This window comes from Pseudomonas sp. GNP012 (assembly GCF_054343835.1).
The window spans coordinates 4,109,962-4,127,841 of sequence record NZ_JBTGUU010000001.1 but is presented as its reverse complement, the minus strand read 5'-3'; the positions used below and the strand labels follow the sequence as shown (position 1 = coordinate 4,127,841).

The following is a 17,880-nucleotide window of genomic DNA, read 5'->3' as shown; positions in this document are numbered from 1 at the left end:
ATGGCAACTCTCGAATTACGCAACGTCAACAAGACCTACGGCCCCGGCTTGCCGGACACCCTGAAAAACATCGAACTGAAAATCGATGACGGTGAGTTCCTGATCCTGGTCGGCCCGTCGGGCTGCGGCAAGTCGACCTTGATGAACTGCATCGCCGGCCTGGAAACCATCAGCGGCGGCGCGATCCTGGTGGACGACGCCGACATCAGCGGCATGAGCCCCAAGGATCGTGACATCGCCATGGTGTTCCAGTCCTACGCGCTGTACCCGACCATGAGCGTGCGCGACAACATCGCCTTCGGCCTGAAGATCCGCAAAATGCCGACCGCGGAAATCGACGAGGAGGTCGCTCGCGTATCCAAGCTGTTGCAGATCGAACACCTCCTCAGCCGCAAGCCCGGCCAGCTCTCCGGTGGTCAGCAACAGCGCGTGGCGATGGGCCGAGCATTGGCGCGGCGGCCGAAGATTTATCTGTTCGACGAGCCGCTGTCCAACCTCGACGCCAAGCTGCGGGTCGAGATGCGCACCGAAATGAAACTGATGCACCAGCGCCTGAAAACCACCACGGTCTACGTGACCCACGACCAGATCGAAGCCATGACCCTGGGCGACAAAGTGGCGGTGATGAAGGACGGGATCATCCAGCAGTTCGGTACGCCGAAGGACATCTACAACAACCCGGCCAACCTCTTTGTGGCGAGCTTCATCGGTTCGCCGCCGATGAACTTCATCCCGCTGCGCCTGCAGCGCAAGGACGGTCGCCTGCTGGCGCTGCTCGACAGCGGCCAGGCCCGTTGCGAGCTGCCGCTGGGCATGCAGGATGCAGGTCTCGAAGATCGCGAAGTGATCCTCGGCATGCGCCCTGAACAGATCATCCTGGCCAACGGTGAAGCGAACGGTTTGCCGACCATTCGTGCCGAAGTCCAGGTCGCCGAACCGACCGGGCCGGACACCCTGGTCTTCGTCAACCTCAATGACACCAAGGTCTGCTGCCGTCTGGCGCCAGATGTGGCGCCTGCGGTGGGCGAGACCCTGACCCTGCAATTCGATCCGGCGAAAGTGCTGCTGTTCGATGCCAAGACAGGGGAGCGCCTGGGGGTGGCCGGCGTGCCGAAAACCGAAGCGCACAGCGCCAACGTCGCCCAATTCAAAGGCCGCTGAAGAACAAACCTGTAGGAGCGAGCCAGCTCGCGATGGACGTCAACGATGACACTGGAAACCTGATACCCCACGGCGTTCTCAGGTTTCTCGCGAGCAAGCTCGCTCCTACAGGGGGGGATTCGCAATGCACGGCCTGTCGCGCATTGCACCGGATGTAACCGCGTTAAAAAAGAAAAGTTAATAACAATAAAACGAGGATGTAGGGATGAAGATGAAGAACAAGGCCCGGTTGATCTGCCAGGTTTCAGCAGCGGCAGCACTGGTTCTGGCCGGCAATGCGATGGCCGATGAGGCGTTCAGCTCCGACTCCAGGTGGATGACGGGCGATTGGGGTGGCGAGCGTACCAGGCTGATCGAGCAAGGCATCGACATCAAGATGGACTACGTCGGTGAAGTCGGCGGCAATCTGCATGGCGGCTTCAACGATGACAAGACCGCGCGCTACGCCGACCAGTTTGGCCTGGGCGCGGCGCTGGACCTGGAAAAACTGTTCGGCTGGGACAATACCCAGGCCAAGATCCAGCTTACCAACCGTAACGGCGAGAACATCTCCAACGACCGTATCGGTGACCCGCGTGCCGGCACCTTGAGCTCCTCCCAGGAAGTCTACGGTCGTGGCCACATGGTGCGTCTGACCCAGTTGTGGATTCAGCATCAGTTCTTCGACAACAAACTGGACGTCAAGGCCGGTTACTTCGGTGAAGGTGAAGACTTCAACACCTTCCCGTGCGAATTCCAGAACCTGGCGTTCTGCGGATCCCAGGTCGGTAACTGGGCCACCAACATCTGGTACAACTGGCCGGTCAGCCAGGCGGCGATCCGCGTGAAGTACCACATCAATGACGAGCTCTACGCCCAGATCGGTGCGTACAACCAGAACCCGACGCAACTGGAACACGGTAACGGCTTCAAACTCAGCGGCAGTGGTACTGAAGGCACCGTGTTGCCGGTCGAACTGGTCTGGTCGCCGAAGGTCAACAACCTGCCGGGCGAATACCGTGTCGGTTACTACAAAAGCACCGCCAATGCCGACGACGTTCTCAAGGACGACAATGGCCAGGACGCAGCGACCACCGGCAACCCTTATCGCGTCCACGATAGCAAGCACGGCTACTGGTTCGTCGCGCAGCAGCAACTCACCAGCCACAATGGCGATGCATCCCGTGGTCTGAACATCGCGGCCAACGCCACTTTCCACGACAAGGACACCAACTTCATCGACAACTACCAGTCGCTGATGTTCGTGTACAAGGGCCCGTTCGACGCACGTCCCAAGGATGACGTGGGCATCGGTTTCGCCCGTATCCATGTCAACGATGACGTGAAGAAAAACGCTGAACTGACCAACGTGGCCAACGGTGTTTCGGAATACGACAATCCGCTGTTCTCGCCCATTCGTGAAACCGAATACAACTACGAGATCAACTACGGCTTCCACGTGACCAACTGGCTGACCGTACGTCCCAACCTGCAATACGTCACTCACCCCGGTGGTGTGGATGAAGTGGACAACGCGCTGGTGGCCGGCCTGAAAATTCAGTCGGTGTTCTAACGCGTCTGCGATAAGCTTCTCTCCATGTGCGCATATTTGCGGACAGCCATGGCTGTCCGCTTTTTTTTGCGGGCCGCGCACCCCGGTGACAGATGATTTTCAGGACCGTGGCACATGCTTGAGCATCCGCTACAACGCTTCTTCAAATCCTTGCGCGAACGTCCGGTGTTCGCGTGGGAGCGCTATCAGATGCGCGACGTGCTGGTGATCGATCATCCGCTGTGTCAGGCGGTGTTCAGTCGCCAGGGCGCGCAGTTGCTGCACTTCCAGCCCAAGGGGCAAAAGCCCTGGCTGTGGTGCGCGGCAAAGTGGCCGCAGGTCGGCGCCATTCGCGGTGGTGTGCCGGTGTGTTGGCCCTGGTATGGCCGGCATCCGAGCGAAAACGCCTGGCCGTCCCATGGCTGGGCGCGGCTGCTCGACTGGAAGCTGCTCGACAGCAACAGTGACGACGAAGGCGTGCGGTTGCACTGGCAGCTGAAGTTGTGCGACTGGCAGGTGGACCTGCACGCGCACCTGGGTGAGCGCATGGACTTGCGCCTGAGCACCGAGCATCAGGACGACATGCCGTGCCAGATGAGCCAGGCTTTGCATGCTTACTGGCGTATTGGCGATGTCAGTGAGATAGCGCTGTCTGGGCTCGAAGGAGCGCAGGGTTATGACCAGTTGAGCCGACAGGTGTGTCAGCAGGAAGGCGAGTTGCGCGTGGACGGCGGATGCCAGCGGGTGTTCCAGCATGACGGCGAATTGCAGCTCAACGACCACGCCTGGCAGCGGGCGTTGTGCATCGACACTGGCGAAACGGCCGACACGGTGGTGTGGCATCCCGGTTCGCGGCCGTTGCTTGGCGTGACCTGGAACGAGATATCCGAATTCGTTTGCGTAGAGGCAGCAAGCGGTGGCACCGACAGCCTGTGCCTGAAGCCTGGGGAGCGGGCGCATCTGAGTTTGCAGGCGCGGGTGGGGGGTTAGATTTGTGCTGTTGCTGCTGGCCTCATCGCTGGCAAGCCAGCTCCCACAGGTTTCATTGGCGTTCGCGAATTTTAGGTTCGGCGCGGACACTGTGGGAGCGGGCTTGCCCGCGAAGAGGCCAGAGCCGGCAATAGAGATCTAGTTGAACTCATCACCCACCGGATACCGACTGGCATTCAGGCTCTCTTTGATCTTGCGCAAATGCGGCTGGAAATCCACGCCCCGGCGCAAGGTCATGCCGGTGGCGAGCACGTCCAGCACGGTCAGCTGGATGATCCGCGACGTCATCGGCATGTAGATGTCGGTGTCTTCCGGCAGCGGAATGTTCAGGCTCAGGGTGCTGGCCTTGGCCAGCGGCGAGTTCTCGGCGGTCAGGCCCAGCACCGAGGCGCCGTTTTCCCGGGCAATCCGCGCCACTTCCACCAGTTCGCGGGTGCGACCGGTGTAGGAAATGATCACGAACAGCTCGCCGGTATGGGCCACCGAGGCAATCATGCGCTGCATCAACACATCCGCGTGGGCCGTGACGGCGAGGTTGAAGCGGAAGAACTTGTGCTGCGCATCCAGTGCCACCGGGGCCGAGGCGCCGAGGCCGAAGAAGTGGATCTGTCGGGCCTGGATCAGCAGGTCGACGGCGCGGCTGATCAGGTTCGGGTCCAGTGCCTGACAGGCGCTGTCCAGCGAGGCGATGGCGCTGCCGAAGATCTTCTGGGTATAGGCCTCCGGATTGTCATCGGCCTCCACCGCGCGGCTGACGTACGCGGCGCCACTGGCCAGGCTTTGGGCCAGTTGCAGCTTGAGTTCGGGGTAGCCGCTGACGCCGAACGAACGGCAGAAACGGTTGACCGTCGGTTCGCTGACCGAGGCGGCCTGGGCGAGGGCGGCGATGCTGAAGCGGGTAGCCTGCTGCGGGTTGAGCAGGATCACCTCGGCGACTTTGCGTTCGGCCTTGTTCAGCTCTTCAAGGCGATTCTGGATCTGCTCCAGTAAATTTCGCACGCGGTCCATATAAGTATCCTTTACAGCTGCGCCAACAAGCGCGCGGCTAATGCAAAAAGGGCCTTTGGTGAGGCCCATAACGGTGGCCTATCCTACTGATGGCTCAGACCGACCACCACTCGGAATCTGTATTTTGCGAAAATGTTGTGGTTATTACTACATTTTCCCTTGAGTGATGCCTTGAAAAAAGGTATTTGTAGCTTAACTTGATAAAAGAACAAACATCATGCTCTCGATTACGGTTGAACCGTGCACCTTTGCCTTGTTCGGCGCCCTTGGCGATCTGGCCTTGCGCAAGCTGTTTCCTGCCCTTTATCAACTCGACGGCGCTGGCCTGTTGCACGAGGACACGCGGATCATCGCGCTGGCCCGTGAGCCGGGCAGCGAGCAGGAACACCTGACGTTCATTGCCTCCGAGCTGCGCCGCTATGTCGGTGCCAAAGAGCTGGACGAAGCCGTGGTCGAGCGTTTTCTGGCGCGCCTGAGCTACCTGCACGTCGACTTCCTCAAGTCCGAAGATTATGTGGCCCTGGCCGAAGTGGCCGGCACCACGCAACGGGTCATTGCCTACTTCGCCACGCCGGCTGCCGTCTACGGCGCGATCTGCGAGAACCTGGCCAAGGTCGGCCTGGTGCAAAACACCCGTGTGGTGCTGGAAAAGCCCATCGGTTCGGACCTGGAATCCTCGCGCAAGGTCAACGACGCCGTGGCGCAGTTCTTCCCGGAGAACCGCACCTACCGCATCGACCACTACCTGGGCAAAGAGACCGTCCAGAACCTGATCGCCCTGCGTTTCGCCAACAGCCTGTTCGAAACCCAGTGGAACCAGAACTACATCTCCCACGTGGAAATCACCGTGGCCGAGAAGGTCGGTATCGAAGGCCGCTGGGGTTACTTCGACAAGGCCGGCCAGCTGCGCGACATGATCCAGAACCACCTGCTGCAACTGCTCTGCCTGATCGCCATGGACCCGCCGGCCGACCTGTCCGCCGACAGCATCCGTGACGAGAAGGTCAAGGTGCTCAAGGCCCTGGCGCCGATCAGCCCGGAAGGCCTGACCACCCAGGTGGTGCGCGGCCAGTACATCGCCGGCTACAGCGAAGGCAAAGCGGTGCCGGGGTACCTGGAAGAACCCAATTCCAACACCCAGAGCGATACTGAAACCTTTGTCGCCCTGCGTGCCGACATCCGCAACTGGCGCTGGGCCGGCGTGCCGTTTTACCTGCGTACCGGCAAGCGCATGCCGCAGAAGCTGTCGCAGATCGTCATCCATTTCAAGGAACCGTCGCACTACATCTTCGCTCCCGAGCAGCGCCTGCAAATCAGCAACAAGCTGATTATCCGCCTGCAACCGGACGAAGGCATTTCCTTGCGTGTGATGACCAAGGACCAAGGCCTGGACAAAGGCATGCAGCTGCGCAGCGGTCCGTTGCAGCTGAATTTTTCCGACACCTGGAGCAGCGCACGGATTCCCGATGCCTACGAGCGGTTGTTGCTGGAAGTGATGCGCGGCAATCAGAACCTGTTTGTCCGTAAAGATGAAATCGAAGCCGCGTGGAAGTGGTGTGACCAGTTGATCGCCGGGTGGAAAAAATCCGGTGATGCGCCCAAGCCGTACGCGGCCGGGTCCTGGGGGCCGATGAGCTCCATTGCTCTGATCACGCGGGACGGGAGGTCGTGGTATGGCGATATCTGATTTGAAACTGCCGCAAGGCGTCAGCGCCCATGGGTTCAAGAGCCCGGTGCTGCTGGCTGAAAGCCTGGCACTGAGTGTGGCGAAAAAGCTGAGCGACGCGATCGACGCCCAGGGCACTGCGACCCTGGTGGTCTCCGGTGGCCGTAGTCCGGTGGCGTTTTTCCAGCACCTGGCCAGGCAGTCGCTGGACTGGTCGAACGTGGTGGTCAGCCTGGCCGACGAGCGCTGGGTGCCGGTGGAGCACGCCGACAGTAACGCGGGCCTGATCAAGCGTTATCTGTTGCAAGGTCCTGCGGCCAAGGCGCAGTTCCTGAGCCTGTACAGCGCCAGCGCCAACCTTGAACAGGCGGCGGAACAGGCCGACCGCTTGTTGTCCGAACTGCCGGCGATCGACGTGCTGATCCTCGGCATGGGTGATGACGGCCACACCGCGTCGCTGTTCCCCAACAGCCCGAATCTTGCCGAGGCATTGCAGGCCGATGGCGTCCGTCGTTGCTGGCCGATGCTGGCGCCGACTGTGCCGCATCAGCGCCTGACCATGAGTCGCGCGCTGCTGGCCTCGGCCAAACACAAGGTTCTATCGATTTCCGGTCAGTCCAAGCTGACAACCCTGAGTACCGCACTGGCCGGCGACGATGTCGCCGCAATGCCGGTGCGCGCATTTCTGCAACCCACGTTAGAGATTTTCTGGTGCCCATGAGCCAAGGAACAGCCGCTATGACAAACCCATCCCCGACCGTTTCCATGGCGGACAAAGTTGCCCTGATCGACAGCCTCTGCGCGAAAGCACGGATCCTGCCGGTGATCACCATCGCCCGCGAGCAGGACGTCCTGCCGCTGGCCGACGCGCTCGCGGCCGGTGGCCTGACAGCCCTGGAAGTGACCCTGCGTTCGCAATTCGGCCTCAAGGCCATCCAGATTCTGCGCGAGCAGCGTCCGGAGCTGGTGACCGGTGCCGGCACCGTACTGGATCGCCAGATGCTGGCGGCGGCGGAAGCGGCAGGCTCGCAGTTCATCGTCACGCCGGGCATCACCCGCGACTTGCTGGAAGCCAGCGTCGCCAGCCCGATTCCACTGTTGCCAGGCATCAGCAATGCCTCGGGCATCATGGAAGGCTACGGTCTGGGTTACCGCCGCTTCAAGCTGTTCCCGGCCGAAGTCAGCGGTGGCGTTGCGGCCATCAAGGCGTTGGGCGGCCCGTTCGGCGAAGTGAAATTCTGCCCGACCGGCGGCGTGGGACCTGCCAACATCAAGAGCTACATGGCGCTGAAAAACGTCATGTGCGTGGGCGGTAGCTGGATGCTTGATCCGGAGTGGATCAGGAACGGCGACTGGTCCCGCATTCAGGAATGCACCGCCGAGGCCCTGGCGCTGCTGGACTGATCGCTTCACCCTACACTTCGTTGTGTGTTCTACGGCTTTACGGTGCGCTTGGTCGGTGCACCGTTTTTTTTTGCCTGAAAAAAATGGCCTGGATCGGCTCATACCCCCTGTGGGAGCGAGCTTGCTCGCGATGACGGTGACGAGTGGCGGGGGGAAGACAGTTGCTCCCACAGGTTCGGCGCTAACCCTTGTAGGAGCGAGCCTGCTCGCGAAAAACCCGAGGGCGACACTGGGCATCAGGTTTCACCCGCTATCGTTCACGACCATCGCGAGCAAGCTCGCTCCCACAATGGTGAGTGTTCAGCGCAGTTCTTTCAGCGCGATGATCAACTGCTGCATATCGTCGGCAGTGCTGGTCAATCCCGGTGTCACGCGGATGCACGGCCCGCAAGCCGCGCCACTGCGCACCACGGTGAACAGGTTGTAGTCGTTGAGCAGCCTTTCGACCATCACCTGTTGATCGGCCTGTTGGGTAAAGCGCATTGAGGTGATACCGCAATACAGCCGTGGATCATCCGGGGTCAACACCTCGATGCCCGGAAGTTCGCGAACTTCGCGCACCCACAGGTTGCGCAAATAATTGAGCCGCGCGCCCTTGGCCGCGGCCCCTCCCATCGCCCAATGTTCTTCGAGCACCAGCGGCAGGGTCAGCAGCGCCGGGATGTTGGGGGTGCTGTACGAGGTTCGGGCACGGATGTCAGTGGGCGGGAAATGCATTTCGCCCATGTCCGGGTCGATGTCGGTCAGGCGTTCGGGGGCGATGTAGATATAACCGAGCGTCAGCGGTGCACCGATCCACTTGTGCAGGTTGTAGCCGGCGAAGGCGATACCCAGTTCGGTCAGGTCAAATTCGAGTTGGCCGAGGGCATGGGCACCGTCGAGGATGACGTCGATGCCATGTTCCTTTGCAGCGGCCGCAATCGCCTGCACCGGCATTACCAGGCCCGTGCGATGGGTGACGTGGGTCAGGGCCATCAACTTCAGCCGTGGGTGCCGTGCGAAGGTTTCGCGGTAGGTGTTCAGCAGACTGTCGAAGGTTGCCGGGTGTGCGTGTTCGATTTCGATCACTTCAACGCCGCGATTACGCGCCAGCCAGCGCATGGCGCCTTTGACCGTGTCGTATTCAAGATCGCAAACCAGTACCTGATCGCCGGGCTGCAGCCGGTTGTAGTTGCGGATCAGCGTCTGCAAACCTTCCGACGCGTTGCGGGTCAGGGCGATGCTGTCGCCGGGGACGCCTGTCAACCTGGCCAGTTGCGCGCGGATCTTCAGGCTGTCGCCCTGTTCGAAGCGCTGGCGTACGTACACCGAATTGCTGCGATTGATCAGCTCGATGTTGCGTTGGTACTCCTCGACGACCGTGCGCGACATGCGACCGAAGTAACCGTTCTCCAGGTTGATCGGGCCGGGTTCGACATCGTAGCGGTCGGCAAAGGTTTGCCAGAAGGCTTTATCACGGGCGCGGCGGGTGTTGTCAGGCATGAGGGTGCTCGGTAGGTGATTCAGTGACGCGGGGCCGGTTTGCCGTGTTTGGCGCGCAGCGGTTCGAGCAAGTCCGACAAACCGTTGTGATCGATTTCCTGCATCAGGGCCAGCAAGCCGCCCAATTCGCCGTGCGGGAAACCCTCCCGGGCGAACCAGTTCAGGTAAGGGCCGGGCAGGTCGGCAATGATTCGACCCTTGTATTTGCCGAAGGGCATTTCACGGGTGATCAGCAGTTCGAGCTTTTCAGGATTCATCGATCGGTCGTCTTGATTCAGTCAGTCTGGAAAATACAGGCATTCTGCATGCAGGCCAATTGACAGATCATGCAAATAAAGCGGATACAGATTTTTTGTTAATGGATAACTGTTTGAAAAATAACGATTAGTTAAGCAATTCCGAGCTGGCATGCAGGGTGCAGTACTCATTGCATCTTTCATCAACCGAAGGAATTGAAAAATGACTGACATGAATAAAGAAGCGATTTCTGTACTCAATGACCTGATTGAAACCAGCAAGGACGGTCAGGCCGGGTTCAAGACTTGCGCTGAAGACATCAAGCACCCTGAACTCAAAACCCTGTTTATCAATCGTTCGACCGATTGTGCTACGGCTGCTGCGGAGTTGCAGTCCGCGGTGCGTTCGATGGGTGGCGATCCGGAAACCTCCACCAGTGTCAGCGGTGACCTGCACCGCCGCTGGGTCGACGTGAAGTCGATGTTCACCGGCAAGGACGAGGAGGCCGTGCTCAATGAAGCCGAGCGCGGTGAAGACCATGCATTGAAGGCTTATCGGGATGCCATGGAGAAGATCAACAAGCACAACCTGGTGGGCATTCGTGACCTGGTTGAGCGCCAGTACCACGGCGCGCAACGCAATCACGATCAGGTCAAGGCCCTGCGTAACCAGGCGCGTGCGCGTTCGTAAGCCTGGCCGAAACCACTGTGGGAGCGAGCTTGCTCGCGATGAGGGCCTGACATTCAACATTGATGTTGACTGATCTGGCGCTATCGCGAGCAAGCTCGCTCCCACATTGTTTTTTAACTGGTCAATCAGCCGATGCTGATCGCCGGCAGTTCCGTCAGCGTCACGCTCTGTTGCTTGCGTGGCGCGAGGATTTCCGCTTCGCCATCCACCACCAGTTCATCACGCTGATTGAACACACGAGTGGCAATGCGTACGCGAAACTTCGGCAGCTTTTCCAGAATTTCCAGGCGCACGGTCAGGGTGTCGCCGATCTTCACCGGTTTCTGAAAGCTCATGGTCTGGCCGATATAGATGGTCCCCGGCCCAGGCAATTCGCATGCGACCGCCGCGCTGATCAACGCACCGCTGAACATGCCGTGGGCGATGCGCTCCTTGAACATGGTGCTGGCGGCGTATTCGGCGTCCAGGTGCACCGGGTTGTGATCGCCGGACATCGCGGCGAACAACTGGATGTCACGCTCTTCGACCGTCTTGCTGAAGCTGGCGGTCTGGCCCACTTCGAGGGCTTCGTAAGGGGTGTTGGTAACCTGGGTCATCTGTCTCAATTCCTGTGACGAATTAAAAAATCCACAAAAAACTATTCGGATCGGTGCGGCCGAGGTGTGCTCAAGGCCTGGGCGATCCAGTTCAGCACATCGGCGACGATTTCATCGCGGTTGCTCTCGTTGAACAGTTCGTGCCGGGCCTGCGGGTAAACGGTCAGTTGCAGGTGCTGGCTACCGGCCGCCCGCAACGCGTCGGCCAGATCCTTCAGACGTTTGCCTTCGCTCACCGGATCACATTCACCGCCAATCACCAGCAGCGGCAGGCCCGGGTCGATCTGGGCGAGATTGGACGCTTTGCTGATTTGCTGCAAGCCACCGAGCAAATCGATCCACAGTTGATTGGTGCAGCGGAAACCGCAGAGCGGGTCGTTGACGTATAGGTCGACCTGCGCCGGATCACGGCTGAGCCAGTCGAACGGCGTGCGTGCCGGTTTGAATTTTTTGTTGAACGAACCGAACGACAGCCATTCGATCAATGCGCTGCGTCCTTTGCCGCCCTGGCGCAGGCGTTCGAAACGGGCGATTTGCCGTGCCGCGCGATAAAGCGTCACGGGCTGGAAGTTCGAACCGCTGAGGATTGCCCCGTGCAGGCTGGCACTGTGGTGCAGCAGATAGGCCTGGGCTATGTAACTGCCCATGCTGTGACCGAGCAGCACAATCGGTGTGCCAGGGTGCTGCTGGCCGATGTGCTGGTTGAGGCACGCCAGGTCGCTGACGACCTTGCACCAGCCATCGTCATCGGCGAAATGCCCCAGGGTCCCGTTTTCGGCAGTTTTGCCATGTCCACGCAGGTCCGGCGCACACACGCCGTAGCCCTGATCACAGAGCTTTTGCGCAAGGGCTCCATAACGGCCGCTGTGTTCGGCCATGCCATGGGCCAGCAGAATCATTGCCTTGAGGCTGCCATCGGGTAGCCACTGGTTGACGAAGAGGCGGCTGTGGTCGCTCGTGGTCAGCCAGAAAGTGTCATGGATCATGGCGGTTCCTTTGCACTGAGTCGTTGCATTGTATAGCGCATCCCGTTGCGTGCGTCTGATCAGCCCACAGCAAGGCTGGAAGATTCACACGATCAATGACGGCTTCGGGCATATTTGCCTGAATCGCCATAGCTGCTAGTGTCCGTGAAGCTCCGCTTTTCGCTTTCTGCCTTTGAGGGATCAGGGAGAAATGACAGAAAAGCGGCCCCGGATAGATTCAGGTAAAGAGGACAAGAACAATGCAACCTGATTTCTGGAATGACAAACGCCCGGCCGGCGTCCCCCTGGATATCGATCTGGGAGCCTACAAGTCGGTGATCGAGGTGTTCGAGCGTTCCTGCAAGAAGTTTGCTGACCGCCCTGCGTTCAGCAACATGGGCGTGACCCTGACCTACGCCGAACTGGAACGCCAGAGCGCTGCCTTCGCCGGCTACCTGCAAGCCCACACCGACCTGGTGCCGGGTGACCGCATCGCGGTGCAGATGCCCAACGTCCTGCATTACCCCATTGCCGTGTTCGGCGCCTTGCGCGCCGGGTTGATCGTGGTCAACACCAACCCGTTGTACACCGCGCGGGAAATGCGTCACCAGTTCAAGGATTCCGGTGCCCGGGCGCTGGTGTACTTGAACATGTTCGGCCAGAAAGTCCAGGAAGTGCTCCCCGATACCGACATCCAGTACCTGATCGAAGCGAAGATGGGCGACCTGATGCCCACCGCCAAGGGTTGGCTGGTCAACACTGTGGTGAGCAAGGTCAAGAAGATGGTTCCGGACTATTCCTTGCCCCAGGCCGTCTCTTTCAAGAGCGCATTGCGCATGGGCCGTGGCCTGGGCATCAGGCCGCTGAAGGTCGGCCTCGACGACATCGCCGTGCTGCAATACACCGGTGGCACCACCGGCCTGGCCAAGGGTGCGATGCTGACCCACGGCAACCTGGTGGCGAACATGCAGCAGGCACGGGCCTGCCTCAGTCAGTCGGCCAGCGACGGTCAGCCGCTGCTGCGTGAAGGCCAGGAGGTGATGATCGCACCGCTGCCGCTGTACCACATCTATGCCTTCACAGCGAACTGCATGTGCATGATGGTGACGGGCAACCACAACGTGCTGATCACCAACCCACGGGACATCGCCGGCTTCATCAAGGAGCTGAAGAACTGGCGGTTCTCGGCGCTGCTGGGGCTCAACACACTGTTCGTTGCGCTGATGGATCACCCGGATTTCAAGACCCTGGACTTCTCCAGCCTCAAGCTCACCAACTCCGGCGGCACTGCGTTGGTCAAGGCCACCGCCGAGCGTTGGGAACAACTGACCGGTTGCCGCATCACCGAAGGTTACGGCCTGACCGAAACCTCGCCGGTGGCTTGTACCAACCCGTATGGCGAGCAGTCCCGGATCGGCACGGTCGGCCTGCCGGTGCCGGGCACCACGCTGAAAGTCATCAACGATGACGGCGTCGAACAACCTTTGGGTGAGCGCGGCGAGTTGTGCATCAAGGGCCCGCAGATCATGAAGGGCTACTGGCAGAAACCTGAAGCCACGGCCGAAGTGCTGGATGCCGACGGCTGGTTCAAGTCCGGTGACATTGCGGTGATCGACCCGGACGGTTTCGTGCGCATCGTTGACCGCAAGAAGGACATGATCATTGTCTCGGGTTTCAACGTGTACCCGAACGAAATCGAAGACGTGGTGATGGCTCACCCGAACGTCGCCAACTGTGCGGTCATCGGTGTGCCTGACGAACGGTCGGGGGAGGCGGTGAAGCTGTTCGTGGTGGCCCGTGAAGCGGGCGTCAGCCTTGAAGAGCTGAAGGCTTACTGCAAGGAAAACTTCACTGCGTATAAAGTACCGAAGCACATCGTGCTACGCGAATCGCTGCCGATGACGCCGGTGGGCAAGATCCTGCGGCGGGAGTTGCGTGATATCGCCTGATCGGTGAATGGCCGCGCTTTGCGCGGATCGCGGGCAAGCCACGCTCCCACAGATTCACTGTTGTGCACACACTTTGTGTACGACGCGAACCTTGTGGGAGCGGGCTTGCCCGCGATGCTTTTCGGCGTACGCTAGAGCCCCGAATTCCGTGGCTTTCAGGGCTTTATAGGTTTTTTGCTCTAAAATGACTGCTTGTAAGTCTTGAGTCACAAATGTGACCATAGAGGCCGCTTTTGGCTCTAGTCGACCCTTGGCAAAGCTGCTACTCTCGGCGCGCTTTGTGACTTCTCGGCCTTCTGTCAGCCAGATTCACCAATGACCAAACACCAATAATAATCGCATCAAATGCGGTGCTGAATTCGCGTTGCTGAGGAGTGGGCTTCCATGATCGAAGACTTTTGGAAGGATAAGTACCCAGCTGGGATTGCTGCTGAGATCAATCCAGACGAGTATCCGAATATTCAGGCAGTGTTGAAGCAATCCTGCCAACGCTTCGCCAACAAGCCGGCATTCAGCAACCTGGGCAAGACACTCACCTACGGTGAATTGTACGAATTGTCCGGTGCGTTTGCCGCTTACCTGCAACAGCATACCGATTTGCAGCCTGGCGATCGAATCGCCGTGCAACTGCCCAACGTGTTGCAGTACCCGGTTGCCGTCTTCGGCGCCATCCGCGCCGGGCTGATCGTGGTCAACACCAACCCGCTGTACACCGCGCGGGAGATGGAACACCAATTCAACGACTCCGGTGCCAAGGCTCTGGTCTGCCTGGCCAACATGGCGCACCTGGCTGAAGCCGTGGTGCCGAAAACCGGCGTCAAGCACGTGATCGTCACCGAAGTCGCCGACCTGCTGCCGCCGCTCAAGCGCCTGCTGATCAACAGCGTCATCAAGTACGTGAAGAAGATGGTGCCGGCCTATCACTTGCCAAAAGCCGTCAAGTTCAACGACGTGCTGAGCAAAGGCCAGGGCCAGCCAGTGGCGGAAGCCAATCCGGCCAGCAGCGATGTCGCGGTGCTGCAATACACCGGCGGCACCACCGGTGTGGCCAAGGGCGCGATGCTGACCCACCGCAACCTGGTGGCGAACATGCTGCAGTGCAAGGCGCTGATGGGGTCCAACCTCAATGAAGGTTGCGAGATCCTGATCACACCGCTGCCGCTGTACCACATCTATGCCTTCACTTTTCACTGCATGGCGATGATGCTGATCGGCAACCACAACATCCTGATCAGTAACCCGCGTGACCTGCCGGCGATGGTCAAGGAACTGTCGAAGTGGAAGTTCAGCGGCTTCGTCGGTTTGAACACACTGTTCGTGGCCTTGTGCAATAACGAAGGCTTCCGCAAGCTGGATTTCTCCGCGCTGAAAGTTACCTTGTCGGGCGGCATGGCCCTGCAACTGGCCGCGGCCGAACGCTGGAAGGCGGTCACCGGTTGCGCCATCTGCGAAGGCTACGGCATGACTGAAACCAGCCCGGTGGCCACGGTCAACCCGATCCAGAACATCCAGATCGGCACCATCGGCATTCCGGTGCCGTCGACCCTGTGCAAAATCATCAACGATGCCGGTGTCGAACAACCGATGGGCGAAATCGGCGAACTGTGCGTTAAGGGGCCGCAGGTCATGAAGGGTTACTGGCAGCGCCAGGAAGCCACCGATGAGATCCTCGACAGCGAAGGCTGGTTGAAGACCGGTGACATCGCGCTGATCCAGCCTGACGGCTACATGCGCATTGTCGATCGCAAGAAAGACATGATCCTGGTGTCCGGTTTCAACGTGTACCCGAACGAGCTCGAAGACGTGCTGGCGACCCTGCCGGGCGTGCTGCAATGCGCGGCCATCGGAGTGCCGGACGAGAAGTCGGGCGAAGCGATCAAGATTTTCATCGTCGCCAAGCCAGGCGTGACCCTGACCAAGGAGCAGGTGATGGAGCACATGCGCGCCAATGTCACCGGCTACAAGGTCCCGCGCTCCGTGGAGTTCCGCGATGCACTGCCGACCACCAACGTCGGCAAGATCCTGCGTCGTGAATTGCGCGATGAAGAGCTGAAGAAGATCAACGCGAAGAAAGCCACCGCGTAATTATCAAAAAGCCCCGCAGATGCGGGGCTTTTTGTTGAGGCCAATCTTGGGGGCAGGGGGCTTTTGTGGCGAGGGGGCTTGCCCCCGTTCGGCGGCGCAGCCGTCGCAAATCAGATCAACTCGGTGTGTCTGACAAATCTCAGTTGCAGGTTTTGGGGTCGCTTCGCAGCCCAACGGGGGCAAGCCCCCTCGCCACAAAGTTCTGTGAATTATTGGCGAAACGGCGCGAAGTTGACGTTGGTGCCCGCCGGGCGCATGTCTTGCAGGAAGGAGTCCTTGTCGGCGCTCAGTTCCAGGCTCAATGCAGCCTTGCGCTTGCCTTCATTGCGCACCACCAGCCCTTCGAGTTTCTCGCGCAGGAACACGGTCGGCACTTTCAGGTGCAACAGCTCGTCGGTGGCCGGCGTGTGCATCAGCAGGTGGATCCACTCGTATTGACCGATTGCCAGGCGCGTCACCGGGAGGTCGAACCACCAGATGTTGCGATTACGGTTCAATTCGGCGAAGTGGCAGTTGTTGACGCCAAGCACAGCACCGCCAAGTTCCTGGTTTCTGCGGGCAATGGCCTGCTTTTTATCGAGTTTCATAACATTCCTACGGGATTGGATCTTCAGCGCCATGGCCTGAACGTGTTGCGCATTCTCGGGGGTTGGCCCGCAAACATAAAGCGCAACCTGCACTCAACGATGAAATGTCGTGATGAAAATAAATGAAACTCCCTGCAAAAGCCTCCGGTCAACCATGTGTAACGACTTTTCCTCCGATTGAAACGTTCACAGGAGAATCACCATGAGCAGCACAACCGATAAAGTCAAAGGCATGGCCAATGAAGCCGCCGGCAACGTCAAGCAAGGGGTGGGCAAGGCCACCGGTAACGACAAAATGCGCGCCGAAGGCGTGATGCAGGAAAAGAAAGGCGAAGCCCAGCAGGCGGTTGGTAAAGCCAAGGATGCACTGAAAAAAGGCATCGACAAGGCGTGATCCAGCCTTTAATAAAGTTAAGAAGCGGCCATCCTCAGATGGCCGTTTTTGTGTCAGCCTGAACTTGAGGGAGGAAAATGTTTCAAAGTCGCGAAACAGGCTGATTTGATGTAGAAAAAGGCCCCTGAGTCGCCACGACTTCAACCCAATTCCGTATGCGGCGAATGGAGACGCGAATGATTTTTCCGGACATGAGAGGCATGCCCCTGCACCGTGTGATGATGCGCACGGTCACCGAGTTCATCGCCGACGAGATGTCGACCTATGCCTCGGCGCTGGCCTATCAAATGCTGTTTTCGCTGTTTCCGTTCATCCTGTTCCTGATTGCCCTGATCGGCTTCCTGCACCTGCCGGACTTCTTCTCCTGGCTGCGCCTGCAATCGGAGCTGGTGCTACCGCCCCAGGCCCTGGAACAGGTCAACCCGGTGATCGACCAGCTTCAGCAGGCCAAGGGTGGTTTGCTCTCGGTGGGTATCGTGATTGCGCTGTATACCGCCTCCGCCGGTGTGCGGTTGATGATGAGCGCGATGAACGCGGCCTACGACGTGGTTGAAGGGCGCCCGCTGTGGAAACGCTTCCCGTTGTCGATCATCTACACCGTCGGCATTGCCGGCATGCTGCTGATCGCCGCCGCGCTGATGGTGCTCGGGCCGCAGGTGATGGGCTGGATCGCTGCGCAAGTCGGCCTTGAGTACTTTATCGTCACGCTCTGGACCATCGCGCGCTGGCCGGTGATCGTGATTCTGCTGATGGTCGCGGTGGCGCTGATCTACTACGTCATGCCCGACGTCAAACAGGAATTCCGCTTCATCACACCGGGCTCGGTGCTGGCGGTGGTAGTGTGGATCATTGCCTCCCTGGGCTTTGGTTTGTACGTCAAGGAGTTCGCCAACTACAACGCCATGTATGGCAGTATCGGTGCGATCATCGTGCTGTTGCTGTACTTCTACATTTCCGCCGCGGTGCTGCTGCTGGGCGCGGAGATGAACGCGGTGATCGAACACATGTCGCGAGAGGGCAAGGACCCTGGGGAAAAAGTGGCTGGCGAGCATGGTCCTGTCCATGAGGAAAAACACCACGTCTCGGGCCTGGGCCGCGATCACTCAATCAAACCGACCATCGATGAAACCTGATC

17 protein-coding genes are annotated in these 17,880 nt (G+C 59.5%); 11 read left to right on the top strand and 6 right to left on the bottom strand.

Annotation, left to right across the window (positions count from 1 at the left end):
* The 3 genes from ACXX83_RS18645 (at position 1) to ACXX83_RS18635 (ending at position 3,682) form a co-directional block, all read left to right on the top strand.
* Positions 1 to 1,161: an ABC transporter ATP-binding protein gene (locus tag ACXX83_RS18645; RefSeq protein ID WP_458549296.1), complete on the top strand. Its 1,161-nt coding sequence runs from the start codon at positions 1 to 3 to the stop codon at positions 1,159 to 1,161.
* A 205-nt stretch (positions 1,162 to 1,366) separates the two neighbouring features.
* A complete protein-coding gene (locus tag ACXX83_RS18640) occupies positions 1,367 to 2,713 on the top strand; it encodes a carbohydrate porin (RefSeq protein ID WP_015096569.1) in 1,347 nt (448 codons plus the stop codon).
* Positions 2,714 to 2,827: 114 nt separating this feature from the next.
* A complete protein-coding gene (locus tag ACXX83_RS18635; RefSeq protein WP_218478018.1) occupies positions 2,828 to 3,682 on the top strand; it encodes a D-hexose-6-phosphate mutarotase in 855 nt (284 codons plus the stop codon).
* A 138-nt stretch (positions 3,683 to 3,820) separates the two neighbouring features.
* On the opposite strand, the gene ACXX83_RS18630 is transcribed toward ACXX83_RS18635, so the two are convergent.
* Positions 3,821 to 4,681 carry a MurR/RpiR family transcriptional regulator gene (locus tag ACXX83_RS18630; protein ID WP_170948639.1) on the bottom strand — a complete coding sequence of 287 codons (861 nt, stop codon included), beginning with the start codon at positions 4,679 to 4,681 and terminating at the stop codon, positions 3,821 to 3,823.
* 226 nt (positions 4,682 to 4,907) lie between these two features.
* On the opposite strand from ACXX83_RS18630, the gene zwf reads away from it, so the two are divergent.
* Genes zwf through ACXX83_RS18615 form a run of 3 tightly spaced genes read left to right on the top strand, consistent with a single transcriptional unit; the run spans position 4,908 to position 7,760 of the window.
* On the top strand, positions 4,908 to 6,377 hold the full coding sequence (gene zwf, locus ACXX83_RS18625; RefSeq protein WP_015096567.1) for a glucose-6-phosphate dehydrogenase: 1,470 nt from the start codon (positions 4,908 to 4,910) through the stop codon (positions 6,375 to 6,377).
* Positions 6,364 to 7,077 (top strand): 6-phosphogluconolactonase, encoded by a 714-nt coding sequence (gene pgl / locus ACXX83_RS18620; protein WP_015096566.1) that lies wholly within the window; start codon positions 6,364 to 6,366, stop codon positions 7,075 to 7,077. Before zwf ends, pgl begins: the two co-directional genes overlap by 14 nt.
* A gap of 17 nt (positions 7,078 to 7,094) precedes the next feature.
* Positions 7,095 to 7,760 carry a bifunctional 4-hydroxy-2-oxoglutarate aldolase/2-dehydro-3-deoxy-phosphogluconate aldolase gene (locus ACXX83_RS18615; RefSeq protein ID WP_217836192.1) on the top strand — a complete coding sequence of 222 codons (666 nt, stop codon included), beginning with the start codon at positions 7,095 to 7,097 and terminating at the stop codon, positions 7,758 to 7,760.
* A gap of 300 nt (positions 7,761 to 8,060) precedes the next feature.
* Here ACXX83_RS18615 and ACXX83_RS18610 read toward each other — a convergent pair whose 3' ends face one another.
* A complete protein-coding gene (locus ACXX83_RS18610) occupies positions 8,061 to 9,242 on the bottom strand; it encodes an aminotransferase class V-fold PLP-dependent enzyme (protein ID WP_458549294.1) in 1,182 nt (393 codons plus the stop codon).
* A 20-nt stretch (positions 9,243 to 9,262) separates the two neighbouring features.
* Positions 9,263 to 9,499: a DUF3820 family protein gene (locus ACXX83_RS18605; protein WP_003227425.1), complete on the bottom strand. Its 237-nt coding sequence runs from the start codon at positions 9,497 to 9,499 to the stop codon at positions 9,263 to 9,265.
* 202 nt (positions 9,500 to 9,701) lie between these two features.
* Between ACXX83_RS18605 and ACXX83_RS18600 the strand changes: the two genes are divergently transcribed.
* Positions 9,702 to 10,169 carry a ferritin-like domain-containing protein gene (locus ACXX83_RS18600; RefSeq protein ID WP_015096563.1) on the top strand — a complete coding sequence of 156 codons (468 nt, stop codon included), beginning with the start codon at positions 9,702 to 9,704 and terminating at the stop codon, positions 10,167 to 10,169.
* A gap of 125 nt (positions 10,170 to 10,294) precedes the next feature.
* Here the strand turns inward: ACXX83_RS18600 and ACXX83_RS18595 are convergent, their stop codons facing one another.
* Positions 10,295 to 10,765, bottom strand: coding sequence for a MaoC family dehydratase (locus ACXX83_RS18595; protein WP_095967928.1), 471 nt, complete (start codon positions 10,763 to 10,765; stop codon positions 10,295 to 10,297).
* 41 nt (positions 10,766 to 10,806) lie between these two features.
* On the bottom strand, positions 10,807 to 11,751 hold the full coding sequence (locus ACXX83_RS18590) for an alpha/beta hydrolase (RefSeq protein WP_458549293.1): 945 nt from the start codon (positions 11,749 to 11,751) through the stop codon (positions 10,807 to 10,809).
* A 239-nt stretch (positions 11,752 to 11,990) separates the two neighbouring features.
* Between ACXX83_RS18590 and fadD2 the strand changes: the two genes are divergently transcribed.
* The gene (gene fadD2 / locus ACXX83_RS18585; RefSeq protein WP_458549291.1) at positions 11,991 to 13,679 is read left to right on the top strand and encodes a long-chain-fatty-acid--CoA ligase FadD2; all 1,689 of its coding nucleotides are present in this window, start codon (positions 11,991 to 11,993) and stop codon (positions 13,677 to 13,679) included.
* 384 nt (positions 13,680 to 14,063) lie between these two features.
* On the top strand, positions 14,064 to 15,764 hold the full coding sequence (gene fadD1, locus ACXX83_RS18580; RefSeq protein ID WP_102675616.1) for a long-chain-fatty-acid--CoA ligase FadD1: 1,701 nt from the start codon (positions 14,064 to 14,066) through the stop codon (positions 15,762 to 15,764).
* Positions 15,765 to 15,973: 209 nt separating this feature from the next.
* Here fadD1 and ACXX83_RS18575 read toward each other — a convergent pair whose 3' ends face one another.
* On the bottom strand, positions 15,974 to 16,351 hold the full coding sequence (locus ACXX83_RS18575; protein WP_008054262.1) for a hypothetical protein: 378 nt from the start codon (positions 16,349 to 16,351) through the stop codon (positions 15,974 to 15,976).
* Positions 16,352 to 16,553: 202 nt separating this feature from the next.
* Between ACXX83_RS18575 and ACXX83_RS18570 the strand changes: the two genes are divergently transcribed.
* Both ACXX83_RS18570 and ACXX83_RS18565 read left to right on the top strand, forming a co-directional pair.
* A complete protein-coding gene (locus ACXX83_RS18570) occupies positions 16,554 to 16,745 on the top strand; it encodes a CsbD family protein (protein ID WP_015096558.1) in 192 nt (63 codons plus the stop codon).
* A 176-nt stretch (positions 16,746 to 16,921) separates the two neighbouring features.
* Positions 16,922 to 17,878, top strand: a complete 957-nt coding sequence (locus ACXX83_RS18565; protein WP_015096557.1) for a YihY/virulence factor BrkB family protein — start codon at positions 16,922 to 16,924, stop codon at positions 17,876 to 17,878.
* Positions 17,879 to 17,880 lie beyond the last annotated feature (2 nt).

Bases quoted from the DNA above. Each gene is read 5' to 3' on its own strand.
- ACXX83_RS18645 (WP_458549296.1), top strand. From the start codon at position 1: ATGGCAACTCTCGAATTACGCAACGTCAACAAGACCTACGGCCCCGGC.
- ACXX83_RS18640 (WP_015096569.1), top strand. From the start codon at position 1,367: ATGAAGATGAAGAACAAGGCCCGGTTGATCTGCCAGGTTTCAGCAGCG.
- ACXX83_RS18635 (WP_218478018.1), top strand. From the start codon at position 2,828: ATGCTTGAGCATCCGCTACAACGCTTCTTCAAATCCTTGCGCGAACGT.
- zwf (WP_015096567.1), top strand. From the start codon at position 4,908: ATGCTCTCGATTACGGTTGAACCGTGCACCTTTGCCTTGTTCGGCGCC.
- pgl (WP_015096566.1), top strand. From the start codon at position 6,364: ATGGCGATATCTGATTTGAAACTGCCGCAAGGCGTCAGCGCCCATGGG.
- ACXX83_RS18615 (WP_217836192.1), top strand. From the start codon at position 7,095: ATGACAAACCCATCCCCGACCGTTTCCATGGCGGACAAAGTTGCCCTG.
- ACXX83_RS18610 (WP_458549294.1), bottom strand. From the start codon at position 9,242: ATGCCTGACAACACCCGCCGCGCCCGTGATAAAGCCTTCTGGCAAACC.
- ACXX83_RS18605 (WP_003227425.1), bottom strand. From the start codon at position 9,499: ATGAATCCTGAAAAGCTCGAACTGCTGATCACCCGTGAAATGCCCTTC.
- ACXX83_RS18600 (WP_015096563.1), top strand. From the start codon at position 9,702: ATGACTGACATGAATAAAGAAGCGATTTCTGTACTCAATGACCTGATT.
- ACXX83_RS18595 (WP_095967928.1), bottom strand. From the start codon at position 10,765: ATGACCCAGGTTACCAACACCCCTTACGAAGCCCTCGAAGTGGGCCAG.
- ACXX83_RS18590 (WP_458549293.1), bottom strand. From the start codon at position 11,751: ATGATCCATGACACTTTCTGGCTGACCACGAGCGACCACAGCCGCCTC.
- fadD2 (WP_458549291.1), top strand. From the start codon at position 11,991: ATGCAACCTGATTTCTGGAATGACAAACGCCCGGCCGGCGTCCCCCTG.
- fadD1 (WP_102675616.1), top strand. From the start codon at position 14,064: ATGATCGAAGACTTTTGGAAGGATAAGTACCCAGCTGGGATTGCTGCT.
- ACXX83_RS18575 (WP_008054262.1), bottom strand. From the start codon at position 16,351: ATGAAACTCGATAAAAAGCAGGCCATTGCCCGCAGAAACCAGGAACTT.
- ACXX83_RS18570 (WP_015096558.1), top strand. From the start codon at position 16,554: ATGAGCAGCACAACCGATAAAGTCAAAGGCATGGCCAATGAAGCCGCC.
- ACXX83_RS18565 (WP_015096557.1), top strand. From the start codon at position 16,922: ATGATTTTTCCGGACATGAGAGGCATGCCCCTGCACCGTGTGATGATG.